Origin of the sequence: Thermosyntropha lipolytica DSM 11003, from assembly GCF_900129805.1 — a bacterium.
In the GTDB taxonomy this organism is placed as follows: Bacteria; Bacillota; Syntrophomonadia; order Syntrophomonadales; family Syntrophomonadaceae; genus Thermosyntropha; species Thermosyntropha lipolytica.
The window spans coordinates 14,971-31,545 of sequence record NZ_FQWY01000025.1 but is presented as its reverse complement, the minus strand read 5'-3'; the positions used below and the strand labels follow the sequence as shown (position 1 = coordinate 31,545).

Annotated in this window: 16 protein-coding genes and 1 riboswitch; of the genes, 3 read left to right on the top strand and 13 right to left on the bottom strand. The window is 41.0% G+C overall.

Annotated features, from left to right (window positions below; genetic code table 11):
• From BUB92_RS07685 to BUB92_RS07675, 3 genes are all read right to left on the bottom strand, one after another.
• The coding region (locus BUB92_RS07685; protein WP_143156898.1) for a hypothetical protein at nucleotides 1-201 on the bottom strand (201 nt) is incomplete at its 3' end.
• A gap of 117 nt (nucleotides 202-318) precedes the next feature.
• A complete protein-coding gene (locus BUB92_RS07680; protein ID WP_073092406.1) occupies nucleotides 319-735 on the bottom strand; it encodes a hypothetical protein in 417 nt (138 codons plus the stop codon).
• 12 nt (nucleotides 736-747) lie between these two features.
• Nucleotides 748-1,203: a DUF3189 family protein gene (locus tag BUB92_RS07675; RefSeq protein WP_159432318.1), complete on the bottom strand. Its 456-nt coding sequence runs from the start codon at nucleotides 1,201-1,203 to the stop codon at nucleotides 748-750.
• Nucleotides 1,204-1,390: 187 nt separating this feature from the next.
• On the opposite strand from BUB92_RS07675, the gene BUB92_RS07670 reads away from it, so the two are divergent.
• A complete protein-coding gene (locus tag BUB92_RS07670; protein ID WP_073092403.1) occupies nucleotides 1,391-2,890 on the top strand; it encodes an aminotransferase class I/II-fold pyridoxal phosphate-dependent enzyme in 1,500 nt (499 codons plus the stop codon).
• 54 nt (nucleotides 2,891-2,944) lie between these two features.
• Here BUB92_RS07670 and BUB92_RS07665 read toward each other — a convergent pair whose 3' ends face one another.
• From BUB92_RS07665 to BUB92_RS07620, 9 genes are all read right to left on the bottom strand, one after another.
• Nucleotides 2,945-4,564, bottom strand: coding sequence for a Na+/H+ antiporter NhaC family protein (locus tag BUB92_RS07665; protein ID WP_423230204.1), 1,620 nt, complete (start codon nucleotides 4,562-4,564; stop codon nucleotides 2,945-2,947).
• 234 nt (nucleotides 4,565-4,798) lie between these two features.
• A riboswitch (Lysine riboswitch) is annotated at nucleotides 4,799-4,976 on the bottom strand.
• A gap of 108 nt (nucleotides 4,977-5,084) precedes the next feature.
• Complete coding sequence (locus BUB92_RS07660) at nucleotides 5,085-6,155, bottom strand: branched-chain amino acid aminotransferase (protein ID WP_073092401.1); 1,071 nt, start codon at nucleotides 6,153-6,155, stop codon at nucleotides 5,085-5,087.
• Between the two features lie 100 nt (nucleotides 6,156-6,255).
• Nucleotides 6,256-6,801, bottom strand: a complete 546-nt coding sequence (locus BUB92_RS07655) for a TIGR01440 family protein (protein WP_073092399.1) — start codon at nucleotides 6,799-6,801, stop codon at nucleotides 6,256-6,258.
• A 34-nt stretch (nucleotides 6,802-6,835) separates the two neighbouring features.
• Nucleotides 6,836-7,450, bottom strand: a complete 615-nt coding sequence (locus BUB92_RS07650; RefSeq protein ID WP_073092396.1) for an NUDIX hydrolase — start codon at nucleotides 7,448-7,450, stop codon at nucleotides 6,836-6,838.
• A 143-nt stretch (nucleotides 7,451-7,593) separates the two neighbouring features.
• Nucleotides 7,594-9,273: a Na/Pi cotransporter family protein gene (locus tag BUB92_RS07645; RefSeq protein WP_073092393.1), complete on the bottom strand. Its 1,680-nt coding sequence runs from the start codon at nucleotides 9,271-9,273 to the stop codon at nucleotides 7,594-7,596.
• A 555-nt stretch (nucleotides 9,274-9,828) separates the two neighbouring features.
• Entirely contained in the window at nucleotides 9,829-10,647 is an 819-nt protein-coding gene (locus tag BUB92_RS07635) for a hypothetical protein (protein WP_143156897.1), read from the bottom strand.
• A gap of 168 nt (nucleotides 10,648-10,815) precedes the next feature.
• Complete coding sequence (locus BUB92_RS07630) at nucleotides 10,816-11,586, bottom strand: enoyl-CoA hydratase/isomerase family protein (RefSeq protein ID WP_073092389.1); 771 nt, start codon at nucleotides 11,584-11,586, stop codon at nucleotides 10,816-10,818.
• 158 nt (nucleotides 11,587-11,744) lie between these two features.
• Nucleotides 11,745-13,193, bottom strand: a complete 1,449-nt coding sequence (locus BUB92_RS07625; protein WP_073092386.1) for a sensor histidine kinase — start codon at nucleotides 13,191-13,193, stop codon at nucleotides 11,745-11,747.
• Nucleotides 13,190-13,861, bottom strand: coding sequence for a response regulator transcription factor (locus tag BUB92_RS07620; protein WP_073092384.1), 672 nt, complete (start codon nucleotides 13,859-13,861; stop codon nucleotides 13,190-13,192). The genes BUB92_RS07625 and BUB92_RS07620 overlap by 4 nt, the downstream gene beginning before the upstream one ends.
• A 158-nt stretch (nucleotides 13,862-14,019) precedes the next feature.
• On the opposite strand from BUB92_RS07620, the gene BUB92_RS07615 reads away from it, so the two are divergent.
• Nucleotides 14,020-14,406 (top strand): CBS domain-containing protein, encoded by a 387-nt coding sequence (locus BUB92_RS07615; RefSeq protein ID WP_073092381.1) that lies wholly within the window; start codon nucleotides 14,020-14,022, stop codon nucleotides 14,404-14,406.
• 265 nt (nucleotides 14,407-14,671) lie between these two features.
• Nucleotides 14,672-15,229, top strand: a complete 558-nt coding sequence (locus BUB92_RS07610; RefSeq protein ID WP_200774229.1) for a DapH/DapD/GlmU-related protein — start codon at nucleotides 14,672-14,674, stop codon at nucleotides 15,227-15,229.
• Between the two features lie 55 nt (nucleotides 15,230-15,284).
• On the opposite strand, the gene BUB92_RS07605 is transcribed toward BUB92_RS07610, so the two are convergent.
• Nucleotides 15,285-16,487: an L-lactate MFS transporter gene (locus tag BUB92_RS07605; RefSeq protein WP_073092378.1), complete on the bottom strand. Its 1,203-nt coding sequence runs from the start codon at nucleotides 16,485-16,487 to the stop codon at nucleotides 15,285-15,287.
• Nucleotides 16,488-16,575: the final 88 nt, after the last annotated feature.

Below are 16,575 nucleotides of genomic sequence, written 5' to 3'. Positions count from 1 at the left end.
TTGCTTGCGCCCAACTTTATCTTCAACAATGCTTCTATCAATCAATTCAAAATAGGTTCTTACCATATCAAGAATAAATTTATCGGTTATCTCCTTTAGATCTGTTTCTATTTCCTCCATGACTCGAGTTTCATCTTCTGAAAGAAATTCTAAAACTTGATTGATGAATTCCTGGCATTTTTGTTGTAAAATTATACTCACAAGAGACCCTCCTTTTTGGTGGTTTTTGTTTTTGGTTAACTTTTATCTTACCAAAAAGAGTGGTCTCTTGTGTTTTTTTGTTTGTATTTTTTCCTACAACAATTTTACACTATGCCTCTATCCCGTAATCCCGTCAATTTTTGTTTTTATAAATTCTCTTTTTCCCATAAGCCATCTTCGCGCCACAGCATAGCAAAAACGGGGTATTCCTATTTTCCACCCTAGCCAGCATAAAAACCTGATTAACCCTTCTCCTCTAATGGCAACCGGAATAACTTTCATTACGGTTTGGTTTCTCGAAGAGCTTTTTTCCAATTCAGCACATATAATAGGTAAGAGCTTATAATTTTGGGCCCCTATGGTATATACACGGTTTCCTTTCTTATCAAAGTCAACAAAAACAGGGATTCCTTCTCTATCATATTCAGCATTTGCCAATAGCGGATCATCTTCTTTAACGTCCTTTTCCAGATAAACATATGCTGCTAACAATGGTGACAGGACACTACTTTTACCTGCAAAAAGATAAATCAAACCTCTTCCTCCTCATAAAGTTTGTATTTTAACCTTCTCTACCAAATGCCTAAGATGGGGGAAAGCCCATTTTGCTCCCAGAATTACCAAAGGCCGCCCTACAAGCGGCAGAGATAAGCGGCGGGATAAAAATCCCCCCAGACGAAGCAGGGGATTTACATAAGGCATGGTACATACAAAGACAAAATCTTTATCTAGTTCTAAAAGAGCAGCCAGGCTCCTTAAAACCGGTTCAAAATTAGAATTCTGGCTTCCTAATATGTAGATTTCATTTCCTTTCTCATCTCTGCCAACTAGATAAAGCCTTCCCAAATTATCCGGTGTAGTTTTATCAAAAAAGGGAAGTTCCATAAGCTCACTAGAAGAAGGCATCCTGCTCCCTTTTAGATTGCCGGCATGAATATGGGCGGCGATGACGGAAGAATGGCTTCCCCCATAATCAAAATAAACAAATTTAATCTTTACCACCTCAATAAAATAGACTTCTTTCTATAGTCTGCCTCAACTAACCCGCATTATTCCCTTTTGAGGCTTTATAAATAGGCACAGGAGGTTAATAGCGAAAAATTTTATTTTTTTTCATAAATTATCTACAGAAAATAATCATTTTCTGTTATAATATTTTTTCGGTAACTGAAGAAAGGAGCAAGGTGCCATGTTCAGATTAGATCAAAATAAGACACCGCTTTTTGACGCTGTAAAAAAATATGTGGAAGATAAAGTCATCCAGTTCCATGTCCCCGGCCATAAACAGGGAAAGGGGCTGCCTGAGCTGGCTGAATATATAGGTTACCGGGCTTTAGAAATGGATGCCAACGGCATGGAAGACCTGGATTACATCAATAATCCTACTGGGGTCATTGCCGAAGCCGAAGAACTCTGTGCCGAAGCCTTTGGAGCCGAACATGCTTATTTTCTGGTCAATGGCACTACCTCCGGCGTACAGGCTATGATTATGAGCGCATGTTCTCCCGGGGATAAAATAATAATTCCCCGTAATGCTCATAAATCGGTAATTGGTGGTATAATCTTAAGCGGTGCCGTACCGGTATATGTACAGCCCGAAATAAACACCGAACTGGGAATAGCCATGGGGGTAAGCGTGGAGAAAGTTAAAGCTGCCATCAGGGAGCATCCCGATGCCAAGGCAGTTTTTGTCATCAACCCTACTTATTATGGTGTAGTATCTGATTTAAAAAGCATTGTAAATATTGCTCACGCTTACGGAATGGCTGTACTGGTAGATGAAGCTCATGGAGCCCACATGTATTTTCACGATGATTTTCCTCTTACGGCCATGGAAGCAGGGGCCGATATGAGCGCTGCCTCCATGCATAAGACTGCCGGTTCCATGACGCAAAGCTCAGTCCTTTTGCTTAACAGTAAAACTATTATGCCGTCAACGGTAAGGCAAGTACTAAACCTTACCTATACCTCAAGCGGCTCTTACCTTTTGCTGTGTTCACTCGATGTTGCCCGCAAACAGATGGCAACCCGGGGGAGAGAGCTCTTGAGTCGTACTCTGGATTTGGCCAGAGAAACCAGGTACCAGCTTAACCGCATTGACGAAATATATGCTTTTGGTAAAGAGCTTAAAGGAACTCCAGGCTGCTTTGATTTTGACGAAACTAAACTGGGCATAAACATTGCCGGGTTAGGATATACCGGCTATCAGATGGAAGCCAAACTGCGCCGGGAATATAATATCCAGATTGAACTGGCTGATCTTTATAATATACTGGCCATAATGAGCATTGCTGACCGTAGAGAAAATCTTAAAGCTCTGGTAAAAGCCCTTACCGAAATCGCTCATAAAAGCAACCGCAAAGGGCTTATAAATTCTACACGTATTCCTTATCATCCGGAAATGGTGGTAACACCCAGAGAAGCTTTCTACAGCCCCAAAAAGGTTATAAGGCTGGAAGATGCAGCAGGAGAAATTGCCGGTGAAAACATCATGGCTTATCCGCCTGGTATCCCGGTTGTGTGCATGGGCGAACGTATAACCAGCGATATAGTAGAATATATAAAAGTTCTGAAAAGTGAAAAATGCGAACTGCAGGGAACATCTGATCCTAATGTCGAATATATAAGAGTTCTGGCCGAACCTGCCTTAGCCGAAGAAAAAATTACTATTCCTGTTATATCCTCTTAAAGCCAAAAGCCTGTCCGGTTGAAATACACCAGACAGGCTTTTTTATATTCCTTCTTATTTGGCCTCTTCTACCGGCTGGCCTATAAACCTTATTACCAGAGCTATAACAGCGATAGATAGAGGTAAAACTATCCAAATAGATAACCCTAATCCTATCGGCAGATATCCGCAGAATACCGTCACCAGAGCAACTGTTATTGCATACCACAACTGGGTCTTAACATGGTCAATATGATCACAGGCTGCCCCCATCGAGGAAAGAATAGTAGTATCTGATATCGGTGAGCAGTGATCGCCAAATATAGCTCCAGTTAAGACAGCGGAAGTACATACCAGCATATACCCCATATCAGGCATAATGGCAAAAGCCAGCGGTACCGCCAGAGGCATCAATATTCCCATGGTACCGTAAGAAGTACCTGTAGCAAATGATATGATTGCACCTAAAGCAAAGATTATAGTTGGCAGCATAAAAGCCGGAATAGAACCTTTAAGCGCATTGGTTAGCCAGTATGCGGTTCCCAAATCTTTTATTATACTGCTTATCGACCAGGCCAAAAGGAGAATTACTCCGGTTATGACCATAGACTTAATTCCCTGTACCCAGGTATCAATAGCTTCACCTAAAGAGAATATCTTCTGCCACATACCCATAATTATGGCTACAATTCCTGCCAGAATAGCCGCCTGAAAAAGAACTACACTAGCATCAGCACTGCCGAAAGTTTCCTGAAGCGCTTTAAAAGAAAGCGGGGCGTTATTAAGCAGATTTATCAATGCTTTATCTTCTCCGCCCATAATAGCTGTATATCCATTATAGTAAAAACCGCCAACTGCTCCTAAGATAAGTACGAAAAGCGGAATCAGCGCATTCCAGATGCTGAGTTTGGCTCCCGGAGCAGGCTCTAGTGCGGTTGTTTCTGCCGAAATCATAGGCTTGGCCCCATCTTCCATAACCTTTCCGGTTTCCCGTGCTCTTCTCTCTGCCTTTAGCATAGGACCAAAATCTCTAAGCATTAAAGCACTAAAAACAACAAAAGCTAAAAGCAGAATATTGTAAAACCTGTAAGGAATAGTCTGAACAAATACCGCATAAGCATTTACATTCATACCTATAGAATCAAAAGCATCTTTTATAACTCCAATCTCATAACCTACCCAGGTAGATATGAGGGCAATCCCGGCTATGGGAGCTGCAGTAGCATCTATAATAAAAGCCAGTTTTTCGCGGGATATTCTTAAAGCATCATTAACCGGCCGCATAATAGGACCTACTATCAGTGAATTAGCATAGTCATCAAAAAATATGATTAACCCCATAAGCCAGGTTACAATCTGTGAACTTCTCGGGCCTTTAGCTCTTTTAGCCAAAGCTTCGGCTATGGCTCTTGCTCCTCCCATACGGGTTATAAGGGCAATTACTCCTCCAATAGCTAAAACCTGCAGAATAATCCCTGCATTCCAGGGGTCAGCCAGGGACTCCAGAGCTTTCCCAATTAAGAGTAAAAACCCTTTTCCCAAAGCGGATAAAACATCTGCCCCGTTGAGCTCAAGCATAAAAGTCCCGGATAAAACCCCTAAAAATAGTGAGAATATTACGTTTTTAGTTATAAAAGCCAGAATTATAGCCAAAAAGGGTGGCACCAGAGTAAACACTCCATACTTTTCCACCATAGCAGCTACTTCCGGAGCAATCTCTAATCCCGAGGCCATAGCTGCCGGTGTAGTTCCCAAAGTAAAAGCCAAAACTAACATGAAAAGGAGCCAGATTAAAGGCCTTGCATTTTCAGGTATCAATTGTATCCTCTCCTTTATATTTTGGTATAAGCAAATATCAAAAATAGAGTAAGACATAAAAAAAACCTTGAGGATTTTTCTCAAGGTATAAAAGCATTTTCACTCTTATCACTTAAGAATAGCCCTCCACAAATAATACTATTTGTGACAGTGCTGCACATATTCTATGCAGCCCCAGCCTAAAGCCTTAAAGCATCAGCTTTAGACTTCGGCGACATTTCCTTTCTTTAAGCTTCATCGTGCTTGCCTCTGCTTAAATACTCTTAAATGCCGCACCTCTATTCTTGATATCCACTTGTATCTTTTTATATTTTGTAGGATAAAATCATAATTTGTCAAGGCAGCCCCCAGCTATCTTCCTGGCAAGCAAAAACCCAGGTCCAAGACCTGAGTTTTTTTATTTCACTTCCTGAATCCAACCAAATTTATCTTCAATCTTGCCATACTGGATGCCAGTTATAGTTTCATATATCCTGGCGGATAAAGGCCCGGTTTTCCCTTCATTTATGGTTATTATATTTCCATTCCAGTTAAGTTCCCCTACCGGTGATATTACAGCTGCTGTTCCGGTGCCAAATGCCTCTTCTAAAGTTCCCTTTTGATGAGCTTCATAAACTTCCTCAATGCTTATGCTTCTTTCCTCTACTTCTATACCCCAGCTCCTTAAAAGCTGAATGGTAGAATCTCTGGTTATACCAGGTAAAATGCTACCCTGCAGAGCAGGAGTAATCACTCTGCCTCCTATTTTGAAGAAAACGTTCATGGTACCAACTTCTTCTATATATTTCCTTTCAATACCATCCAGCCATAATACCTGGGTATATCCTTTTTCATGAGCTTCCACCTGAGCCTTCAGGCTGGCCGCATAATTGCCGGGGGTTTTGGCATACCCAGTCCCCCCTCTTACTGCCCGCACATAGTTGCTTTCCACATAGATCTTTACTGGATTTATCCCTTCCGGATAATAAGCTCCTACCGGTGATAAAATTATAATAAACTTATAGGTATGAGAAGGCCTTACTCCCAAATAGGGGTCAGTAGCAATGATAAAAGGCCTTATGTAAAGGGAAGTTCCCTCCTCCTCCGGTATCCAATCCTTATCAACCATGACCAGTTCCTTGACCGCCTTTACCGCAAACTCTTCGTCTATGGGCGGAATACACATTCTTTCATTGGAGATATTGATTCTTCTCATATTCTGCTCGGGCCGGAAAAGCAGAATCCTTCCATCCACTGCCTTATACGCTTTCAATCCTTCGAAAATAGCCTGTCCATAGTGAAATACCATGGTAGCTGGATCCAGACACAGATTTTGATAAGGGACTATCCGAGGATCATGCCAGCCCCTGCCTTCCGTATAATCCATTATAAACATATGATCAGTAAAATAATTGCCAAACCCCAGCTTGGTCATATCTGGTTTGGGTTTGGGCATATTAGTTTTTTCCACGCGAATTTCATAAGACATACCTTGCTTTCTCCCCTCGCTAGAGTATTATATATCTTTTTATTATATTACAAAATATCATTTTTCGTATATTTTTCATAAAGTATACATGCATACAAGGCTATAAACAGTATCTGGCCCTTTCTCCCCCTATCAGCGGCGGCCGGGTACGAGCCATAGTAAGATGAGCCCTGCCTATTTCTTTTATGCTGCCTCTTACCGGAACAGCCACCCTTTTTAAATGCATACCGATAAAAGTATCTCCTATATCCATCCCCGCATGAGCTTTAATCGTTTCTACCACTACGGGATTTCTAAGCCTCCTGTAGGCCACGGAAGCAAAACTACCCCCTGCCTCCGGGTGGGGAACTACCGTTACAACTTCCAGACCATATTTTTCCGCACACTCTTCCTCTACTACCAAAGCCCGGTTTAAATGTTCACAGCACTGGGCAGCCAGATAAATCCCTTTTTCCTGCAAAACCGGATAAATACCTTTAAAAACTGCTTCGGCCAGCTCCAGGCTGGAAGCTTTCCCTATCCTTTCTCCTTTTATCTCACTGCTGCTGCAGCCTACTACCAGAATATGTCCCGGCTTTAAACGGGCTTCATCTAAAAGCTCTTCTAAAGCCTTTCGGCTGAGTGCGGTTATAATTTCTCTATCCATGAATACCTTTTCCTCCTTGCTTTTAAATTACATACTATTTTCTGATTAAAGTTAAAAAGTTATGCAGAATGCGGGCTGTCATGCCCCATATCACATAATCCTTCCAGATATAAAAAAGCTGGGGCAGACTCCCCTTTTTAAACGCATATTTTTTCCCATTAGGGATAAGCTCTACGGGATAATCATCAGGCAGATAAGGATTAAGCTCTATACGACTCCGCAAAGGCTGGTAATGTAAAAGGTATTCCAGCGGGACGGTAAAAATCTCCTCTACCTCATCAGGATTAGGTTTTATATTATAATCTTTTACAATAAAAGCACAGTAAGGATAAACTATCACATTAAAAGGGCTAACCATTATATCTAAAGGCCCTATAACCTTTATATCATTCTCTGCCAGGCCTAATTCCTCGCAAGTTTCCCTTACCGCCGCTGTCTGGGGACTTCCATCACTCTCTTCGATCCTTCCTCCCGGAAAAGAGATTTCCCCCGGTTGATGAGTAAGAGCTGAAGCCCTTTTTTCAAACAAGATACTCAATTCCCCTTCATTATATAAAAGTGGCAGCAAAACTGCCGATTTAAACATTTCCTCATGTCCTAATATTTCAGCCTTTCTTCCGCATAGCTTCCTATATATTTCCTCTTGCATAAAAAACGCCCTCACTTCCCCTTTTTTCTATAAAAATAGCACTTTTCTCCGCCAGATAAAAGATGGTTGTTCCAGGCAAATAAATATAAATAAGCAAAAAAATACAGCACACTCTTCCCTCATGTGCTGTACCATTTTACTTATTAATGAACACCATCTAATACATACCCTGCTATATTGCGGCAGTGTTCGTTAATCCTCTTTATGTTAGCTAAAAGGTCAAGAAATACCGCTCCGTTATTGCCATTACATATCCTCTCATTTAGTCTCCTTATATGATTTCTACGGTATTCGGCCTGTAGTTTATCTACCATACGTTCATTCTGCATAACCTTACGGGCCAGATCTTTATCTTCTTTTTCCAGAGCCCTAAAAGCCAAACGCAAAGTCTCTTTAGTCATGGCCACGATATTAGCCAATTCTTTTTGGGCCTCACCGGAAAAATTAACATTGTATTTGGTAGCATAATCAGCCTGTTTTATTATGTTTTCACTGTGATCAGCAATTCTTTCTATATCATTTAAAGACTGCAGGATTATATAAGCCCGGTTAGAATCTTCGGTAGAAAGTTTCTTTTCCGAGGCTAAAACTACATAGTCAGTTATTTCGCGTTCCAGATTGTCGATAACTTCTTCCAGGCTCATACCTTTCTGGTAAAGCTTGGGGTCGCGGCTATTAAAATAATCCATGGCATTGTCAAAAGCCTCTACCGCCAGGCTTCCCATGCGCAAGGTCTCCCGATTGGCCTGGGCTAAAGCTACCGCCGGATTATTGAGGAATCTCTTATCAATATATTTAGGCTTAAATTCAATAACTTCCCCTGCTTCTTTTTCTTCTGGTACCAGCCTGGTTACCAGCCAGGCCAGAAATCCCACCAGAGGTAGATGAATCAGCGTATTGCTTATATTAAAAACCGCATGGGTCTGAGCTATCTGCAGTTTTATCCCTAGAGTATCCCAGGTGCCAGCAAAACCCGGAATTAGGGTGAAAAAAGAGTTAGTAACCCATATTACTATCTTTTCAAAAATACCCAGCATAAACAGAGGAAGGAAAATAATTGTCCCCATCACATTAAAAATAAAATGGGTGAGAGCTGCCCGCCTAGCTGCTACTCCGGCCCCGATCGCCGCCAAAATAGCAGTAATCGTGGTTCCAATATTATCCCCCAAAAGAATAGGAACTGCCTGCTTGTAGGTTACAGCTCCCTGATAGGCAAGCTCCTGCAGAACCCCGATGGTAGCACTGCTGCTCTGCACTATGGCAGTAAAAACAGTTCCGATAAGAACTCCTAACAAGACATTATTTTCTATTCCCGTCATCATATTTATAAAAACAGGCAAATCCTTAAGCTCTTTCATACCATGTCCCATTATGGTTAAACCGGAAAATATAAGACCAAAACCAAATACTGCCTGTCCTACCAGCTGTAATTTTTTATTTTTCGTCAGCAGATAAAGGAGTACTCCTACTCCAATCATGAGTTCAGCATAATCTTTCAGATTAAATCCGATAAGATAAGCGGTAATGGTAGTTCCTATATTAGCTCCCATAATCACGCCTATGGCCTGTCTTAATGTTAAAAGCTCAGCATTAACCAGACCTACAGTTAGAACCGTAGTTGCACTACTGCTTTGTATAAGGCCGGTAACTAATATCCCGGTAAAAACCCCCCTTATCGGACTTTTAGTACCACTTTCCAGAATAGCGCGCATACGGTTACCTGCTACCGACTGCAGGCCATCAGACATAAATTTAAGCCCAAAAAGCAAAAGCCCTAATCCGCCCAAAAAAGCAAATATTACATCCTGCCAGGAAAATCCCATATAGTTTTTCCTCCTCATTTATCAGTTATCTAATTATCAATCATAAATAAAAATCCCAAATTTCGCTACCTCTCAGTATATCCACTAAAAACCCTATTTTATTATACAAATTCAAAAAGCTAAAACCAACCTAATAATAAATTCTACTAATAAAAATAAATAAAATCGAGGGTAATAAAAAAGCCTGGGGATATTTATAACTTTAAATTATGTTTTCTCTTTCTTACGGTTATATATGGTAAAACCGGTATAAAACAAACTTTACAAAGAAAACTAAATTTTAAGGAGGTGAAAAAATGAAGGCAGGAGTACGCAATAGGCTCAAAGGTAAAATTTGAGAAATCAAGAAAGACGAGGTTATGGCCAAGGTTACTATGTGAATGGGCGACCTTGCTATCACGTCCGTGATGACGCGAGAATCTTTAGAAGAAAGCGGCTTTAGCCAGGGCGATGAAGTTACCGCCTTAGTTAAAGCCATAAATGTAGTGCTGGTAAAGTAAATTAATATCCAGGTTAGCTTTATAAACGGTCGGCAAAAGAGCCGGCCGTTTCTCCTTACATTTTAGACAGGCTATCTTCTACCTCTTCTAGATTATTCTGCACCACTTCAATTTTCATAGGTATCAGCAAAGCTTCTTTATTCTCTACCGCTTTTTGCAAGTCATAAAGAGAAAATTCTGTACGATTGAACAATTTGGCATCATCTGCTTTTTTCTGCATCTTGAGCATATTCCAGTATTCAAACAAAGATTCCATATGTTCTTCCGCCTGATTAAAATCTCCTTGGGCTGCGAAAAAAGCCCCACTTAAAGCCTCATATTTAACCAGATAAAAATTAGGCGGAACAACACCACTAAAAACTTTATTTATCCCTGCATAATATTTATACATAGCAATGGCTGCTCTAAGCGCTTCTTCTCTTTTCTTTTTCTGAACCGCTAAAGCCAGATCATCTAATCCCTGCCGAAAATCATTCCTCTCTTTGTTTCCGATTCCCGCTTTTACCAGATCCGGCTCTAATAAATTCCACTCCTTATACATTTTCTTTACCAGCTGTTCCTCCTTGCTGTAATCCTCATCTCCCCTCTCCTTTGAGGATAGGGAAGAATCTCCTTTACCCCCTTTACCGCCTCCTTCCCCAATGTTATCAGTCATCTCCTGATTATTTTTTGCAGCATCATTTTCATTTCCGGCTTTCTTAGGCTGTTTGCTAATCTTATTGGCCAGTTCCTCATTTATTTTATCAATATCATCAATAATTTTATTTAATGCTGGAGGGGCTTTAGGTTTTTCTTCTCCTGCCGGTTTTTTAGGCACATTTTTACCCTGACTCCCGCATCCGGCTGCCCAGCCTAAAATTAAAAAAATAACCATCAGTAAAAAAACCCCTCTAATCTTTGGCAAATTCCCACCCCTTTTCTTTATTAATTTTTAAATACTTTATAGATCATCCTTATCTTTTCCTTAAAACCCCTTTTAAATGCGCCCAAAATAAAAAGAGCCTCACCTCAGGTGAAGCCCTCATTATTCTGTTATTCTTCATCAGCTTATGGCCGCCTTTACCGCCTTTAAGGTATTGATTATACTTTCATCTGTAAATACCTTAATCAGAAGATTAAAATCATAGCTGTCTATAAACTTCCTCATATATTCCGCATACGGTTTTCTCTCCAGATATTTAAGCAGAATAAAAGGCCGGCCAGGAGTATCGATATAGCTGGTAATAACTTCCTTGGCTCTCTTTATAAGGGTTTCGTCATCTTCTACCAGTTCATCAAAAATACCTCTTTCGAAGCAGTAAGCTGGACTTACCAGCTCTCCCTTAAAGATTATGTCCCGGAAATTCTTTTCGGTTCCCAGACCAAAGCGCATAATTTCCCCTTCAGCTGGGGTCAGGGAAAGCCCAATCTTGATTTCTGTCATGCCGATTTTGATCTTAGGATGGTTTTTAGCAATTTTATAATCACAGGCCATGGCTACAATCATTCCCGCTGCGGTTGCATGTCCATTTATCGCCGCCACTACCGGCTTAGAACAGGTAAAAAGCTTGTATAAAACTTCTTCTTCATATTTAAACCAGTCAACAATCGCTTCTGGACTCTCAAAAGTAGTAAAGGTTTCCAGATCAAAGCCACCGGAAAAATAGCGATCCTGTCCGGTAATGATAATCCCTTTTAGTTCTTCTTCCTGGTTTACCCGGTCAATAGCTTCTTCCAGTCCCTTAAGGGTGTCCTGGTGTATAGCTTTTACCCGGCCATAGCAAAAATTAAAGATAATAATATTATCCTCAATCCTGTACTCATATTTGCTCATTTTACACACCCTCTCCTTGTTGCCCAATTTAACTCTAAAGATAAACTACACTTTTTCCCCCTTATTTTCACCCCCTGTTCTTCAACCTATAAAAATTTCTCCCATTATTCTTTTTTTATTCGCAAAAATATTTATTTTTCCTGCCCTTGAGCCTTATTTTATCCCTTATCCAGTTCAAAGTAAAATTCTACTCCCCCTTCTACATTGGCCACCCCATAGGCATTGTTATCCAGTTCCTGAATAGCCTTTACAATAGCTAAACCCAGACCGGTTCCTCCATAACTTCTGGTCCGGGCTTTATCCACCTTATAAAAACTTATAAAAACCTTATCCAGGGCCTCTTCGGGTATATGGGAACCTGAATTATAAACTCTAACCCTTACCTTATGGCGCTCTTCATCTTCTTCTACTCTAATCCTTATTTTCCTTTCCCCATCCACATAATTGACGGCATTGTTGATATAATTGGTCAAAACCTCTTCTACCCGCAGGCTATCTGCATAAACGACAACCTCAGCCGGTTTTTCTACCTCCAGCTTTACCCCCTTATCAGCAAAAATCGGTTCATATTTATGCAGCACCTGGCTGATAAAAGACGATAAATCAAAATAATCTTTCTCCAGTTTCATATATCCGGATTCTATCTGGGCCAGATCCAGAAGCTCCCGCACCAGTTTATTCATCTTTTCGGCTTCATCTATTATCACATCACAGTAAAAATTTTTATCTTCTTCGCTCTCCGCCACATTAAGCTTTAATCCTTCGGCATATCCACGGATCAAGGACAGCGGTGTTTTAAGCTCATGGGAAACATTATATACAAACTCTTTTCTCATCTGATCAAGTTTTCTTTCTTTTTCTATATCTTCTTCCAGCTTGAGGTTAGCCTCCTTGAGTTCTCTTATCGCCCTATCCAGCTGATAAGATAAGGAATTAAGGCTTTCGGCAAGCTCTCCCAGTTCATCTTCACTCTTAATCTCACAGCGCTGGCTAAAATCAAGCCGGGCCATCTTCTGGGCAATATTATTCATTTCCCTTATCGGATGGGTAAAACGCCAAGCCCAAAAAAATACCACCAGACTTCCCAGAAGCAGGCTGGGAACTGCCGCCAGGAGGAAAAACCTTCTGGCTATTTCCACACTTTCTTCTACCGCCGCCAGAGGAGTGCTCAAAATCAAAAAATCTCCATTATCCAGCCAGTAAAACATATTAAGAAACCTAGTATTTAAAACCGGATCAATCACCAGTTCCATACCGCTTCTGGCCTGTGCCATTTCATAAAACCGAAACCAAAAGGGAATTTCTCTCCTTCCTGTCATACCCCGCATCTTTCCCCGGGTTACATACTTTATGTTCCCCCCGGCATCTAAAATAATCACACTGAGCCCCTTATCGCGTTCCAGGCTTTCCAATTTGATATCTATTTCTTCTATATCGCCAGTATAAACCCGATTAATATCAGCAGCCGTATTTCTAAGCAGCCTTTGTTTTTGTTTAAGATAAAACTCTCCCATATACCGCGTATTTAAAAAAATAAAAAAACTCAGAAAAATTAAGCTACCCAGCACAAAACCGCTAAAAAGCTTAAAACTTATCGACTTTTTCATCTTTCTCCCTCAAATCTATAACCTATTCCCCGTACAGTTTGAATATAGACCCCTTTATCCTTAAGCTTTAAACGCAAGTTTTTGATATGGGTATCTACAGTACGCATATCGCCATAATAATTAATATCCCAGACTGCATCTAAGATCTGCTCCCGGCTTAAAGCCCGACCTTCATTCCTAACCAGAAAATGCAATAGCTCAAATTCTTTGAGGGTAAGCTCTACCCTTTCCCCATCTACCTCTACCAGACGCCCCTTAACATCAATCTTAAGTCCTTTATAAATCTTGACTTCTCCATCTTCTTCTCCCATCCGGCGCAGTATAGCTTTTATCCTGGCTGTCAGTATCTGGGGGCTGAAAGGCTTGCTTATATATTCATCGGCTCCCAGTTCAAATCCAAAAACTTCATCTTCTTCCCCATCCCGCGCGGTAAGCATGACTACTGGCAACCTGGATCTTTTCCTTATTTCCCGCAGTACAGCCCAGCCGTCATATTCCGGCATCATTACATCTAATATTACCAGGTTTATTTCCCTATCTTCTTCTAAAATCTCCAAAGCTTTTCTGCCATCTTCCGCCTCTATCACCTTAAATCCTTCCTTTTTTAAAAAATCCCCTACCAGTTTGCGGATACGCTCTTCATCATCAACAACCAATACCTTTTTCATAACCTTTAAGCCTCCTGCTTCCCTTTACTATTATTTTAACCTCTCTTTGTGTCTTTTCTGTGAAGTTCAGTTGCCGAGCAAAAAATCTATAACTGCTAGGCAAAAATAGAAAAAATAACCTATAATATAGTAAAAGCTGCAGGCAGGGGGAAGTAAAAATGGTAAAAGAAATCATTCAAAAAGGATTTATCCGTCTCACCCCGCAAAAAACAGTGGGGTTTTCCCTTAAAGAGATGGAAACCAGGAAAAAAAGCGTAGCCGTAGTCGTCGATGAAAATGACTACCTCCTTGGCATCGTGGTTAAAGCTGATCTCTTTCGTTTTCTGCGCGAACCCGGCCACTACGAAGACTACCCTGTAGAACTGGCCATGACCAAATCAGTCATCACCGTAAAACCTGATGACGACATCCTTAAAGCTGCTAAGATGCTCAGGGAAAACAATATCTCAGCCATCCCGGTAATCGATGATGAAAACAAAGTTGTAGGCATAATCGGTTTAGAAGATATAGTCGATTACTGTATCCAGAAAAACAGCCTGACTTAAGGTGGCAGCCCCAATTCACCCCCAAATATCGGTTTCAACATTTTCTAAAAACAGGCAGGAAAATGCTTTCATGGCATTTTGTAAAAAGACTAAAAAATACTAAAATAGCTATGCCATTTATTTTATTGTGTAATCATCAGTTTAACATCGGTTCTTTTCTTTAACTACTTTAAATAGCTTCTTTTTAAAAAAGGAAAAAAATATCTTCAGGCGAATTTTATTAATATGCTTTTCCAAACAAATTACAAGAAAGGATGGAGTGAAGGTGAGCGAAAATCTGCGTTTAAATCCGCAGGGAGACAAGCCGGTAATCGATCCTTCCAGCTATGTAGATCCAACTGCAGTTATAATCGGTCCTGTAACCATAGGCAAAAACTGTTATATAGGCCCCCATACCGTAATCAGAGCCGATGAAGTAGATGAAAAAACCGGAAAAGTAGCACCTGTCATCATCGGGGATAATGTCAACTTGCAGGATGGGGTAATAATCCATGCCTTAGCCGGCACCAGCGTAGAAGTCGGCTCCAATACCTCTCTGGCTCATGGCTGTGTCGTACACGGTCCCTGTAAAATCGAAGCAGGATGCTTTATCGGCTTTAGGGCTGTAGTCTTCAAGACAGTAATAGGCAGTGGCAGTATGGTCAAACACGGAGCTATTGTCGAAGGAGTAAACATTCCATCTGGCAAACTGGTTCCTACCGGTGAAATAATAACCAGTGAAGACCACCTGGTTAAGCTTAAAGAGGTAGGCCAGGCCGAAAAAGAGTTTATGCAAGAAGTAGTACATGTAAACATGGAACTGGCTCATGGCTATAAAAAATAAAAATTTTAAGGAGAGGAATTAAGCCTCTCCTTCTATTTTTAGATTATTCTTTTTTTTAAGCATTCTTAGGCTGGGGAGCTTTTACCAGGAAGGTTAATACTAAAGCTATAACACAGAGAATTCCCGCCACCATAAAAGCCTGGGTAAAAGGCATAGAGGCACCAATTCTAGGTCCTACTATAGCTGCTGTTCCATAAGCCATAAATACTATGCCGTAGTTCATTCCCATATTGGCCGTTCCATAATAATCGGCCACCAAGGACGGGAACAGGCCTAAAAATCCGCCAAAACAGAATCCAACAGCTGAACAGGCTATAAGGAAAGTAGTATAATTCATAGGCACCTTGCTCATATAGAACATAGCCAGCGCAGATAAGATATACATGGCCATCAAAGCCGTAGTGCGTCCAATCTTATCTGACAATGTTCCCCATACAATGCGTCCCGCCGCATTAAACAGAGCAATTATGACTACCGCATTGGCAGCTATAAGAGCATCAAGCCCTACCAGTTGAGTACCAATATCTTTAGCAAACCCTATTACCATAAGTCCGGCTGTACATGCAAAAAGATACATAACCCACAGGAGATAGAACTGGTATGTACCCAGCATCTGTCCAGGAGTAAAATCAACTCCACTTCCTCCTTTACCGGCATCCTGGGGTGGAGTCCAACCCGGCGGGCAGTATCCAGCTGGAGGATTTTTAAGCAGCTGAGCACCAAGAACTACAAAAACCAGATAAATAAGTCCCAGATACATAAAAGTTTGACTTACATCGTAAATAGTAAGAAAATGGGTAGCTATCGGTTTAAAGAGCATACCACCAAGTCCAAATCCGGCTACGGCAATACCGCTTATAAGCCCTCTCTTGTCCGGAAACCACTTTACACAGGTGGCCAGCGGGCATACATAAGCCGTACCTATACCGGCACCACCTATTAAACCATAGTAGATGTAGAGCTGGGTTAAAGTAGTAGCCTTGCTGGCCAAAAACATGCCTATAAATAGAAGGATACCACCTGCAGTTGCTACCCAGCGCGGACCGATCTTATCCTGAATCCTACCTGCAATGATGGTAAAGAAAGCAAAAACAAAAATGGTAATCGAAAAAGTCGTAACTACCCCAGCCGGATCCCAGCCGTACTTGTCAATTAAAGGCTGATTAAAAAGGCTCCAGATATAAACAGCTCCCAAACAGAGCTGAATCATAACTGCTCCCACTACTACCAGCCAGCGATTTCCTACCTTATTTTCCAAGTTTATACCCCCTTAAATATTAATATTATACCAGCATAAGTCTAAACTCTTATAGATTATACTCTCCCCTTCCCCCTCCTTTTACCTG

Coding starts and splice junctions, on each gene's coding strand:
- BUB92_RS07670 (WP_073092403.1), top strand. CDS start 1,391: ATGTTCAGATTAGATCAAAATAAGACACCGCTTTTTGACGCTGTAAAA.
- BUB92_RS07665 (WP_423230204.1), bottom strand. CDS start 4,564: ATGGTGGAAAAGTATGGAGTGTTTACTCTGGTGCCACCCTTTTTGGCT.
- BUB92_RS07660 (WP_073092401.1), bottom strand. CDS start 6,155: ATGTCTTATGAAATTCGCGTGGAAAAAACTAATATGCCCAAACCCAAA.
- BUB92_RS07655 (WP_073092399.1), bottom strand. CDS start 6,801: ATGGATAGAGAAATTATAACCGCACTCAGCCGAAAGGCTTTAGAAGAG.
- BUB92_RS07650 (WP_073092396.1), bottom strand. CDS start 7,450: ATGCAAGAGGAAATATATAGGAAGCTATGCGGAAGAAAGGCTGAAATA.
- BUB92_RS07645 (WP_073092393.1), bottom strand. CDS start 9,273: ATGGGATTTTCCTGGCAGGATGTAATATTTGCTTTTTTGGGCGGATTA.
- BUB92_RS07635 (WP_143156897.1), bottom strand. CDS start 10,647: ATGGTTATTTTTTTAATTTTAGGCTGGGCAGCCGGATGCGGGAGTCAG.
- BUB92_RS07630 (WP_073092389.1), bottom strand. CDS start 11,586: ATGAGCAAATATGAGTACAGGATTGAGGATAATATTATTATCTTTAAT.
- BUB92_RS07625 (WP_073092386.1), bottom strand. CDS start 13,193: ATGAAAAAGTCGATAAGTTTTAAGCTTTTTAGCGGTTTTGTGCTGGGT.
- BUB92_RS07620 (WP_073092384.1), bottom strand. CDS start 13,861: ATGAAAAAGGTATTGGTTGTTGATGATGAAGAGCGTATCCGCAAACTG.
- BUB92_RS07615 (WP_073092381.1), top strand. CDS start 14,020: ATGGTAAAAGAAATCATTCAAAAAGGATTTATCCGTCTCACCCCGCAA.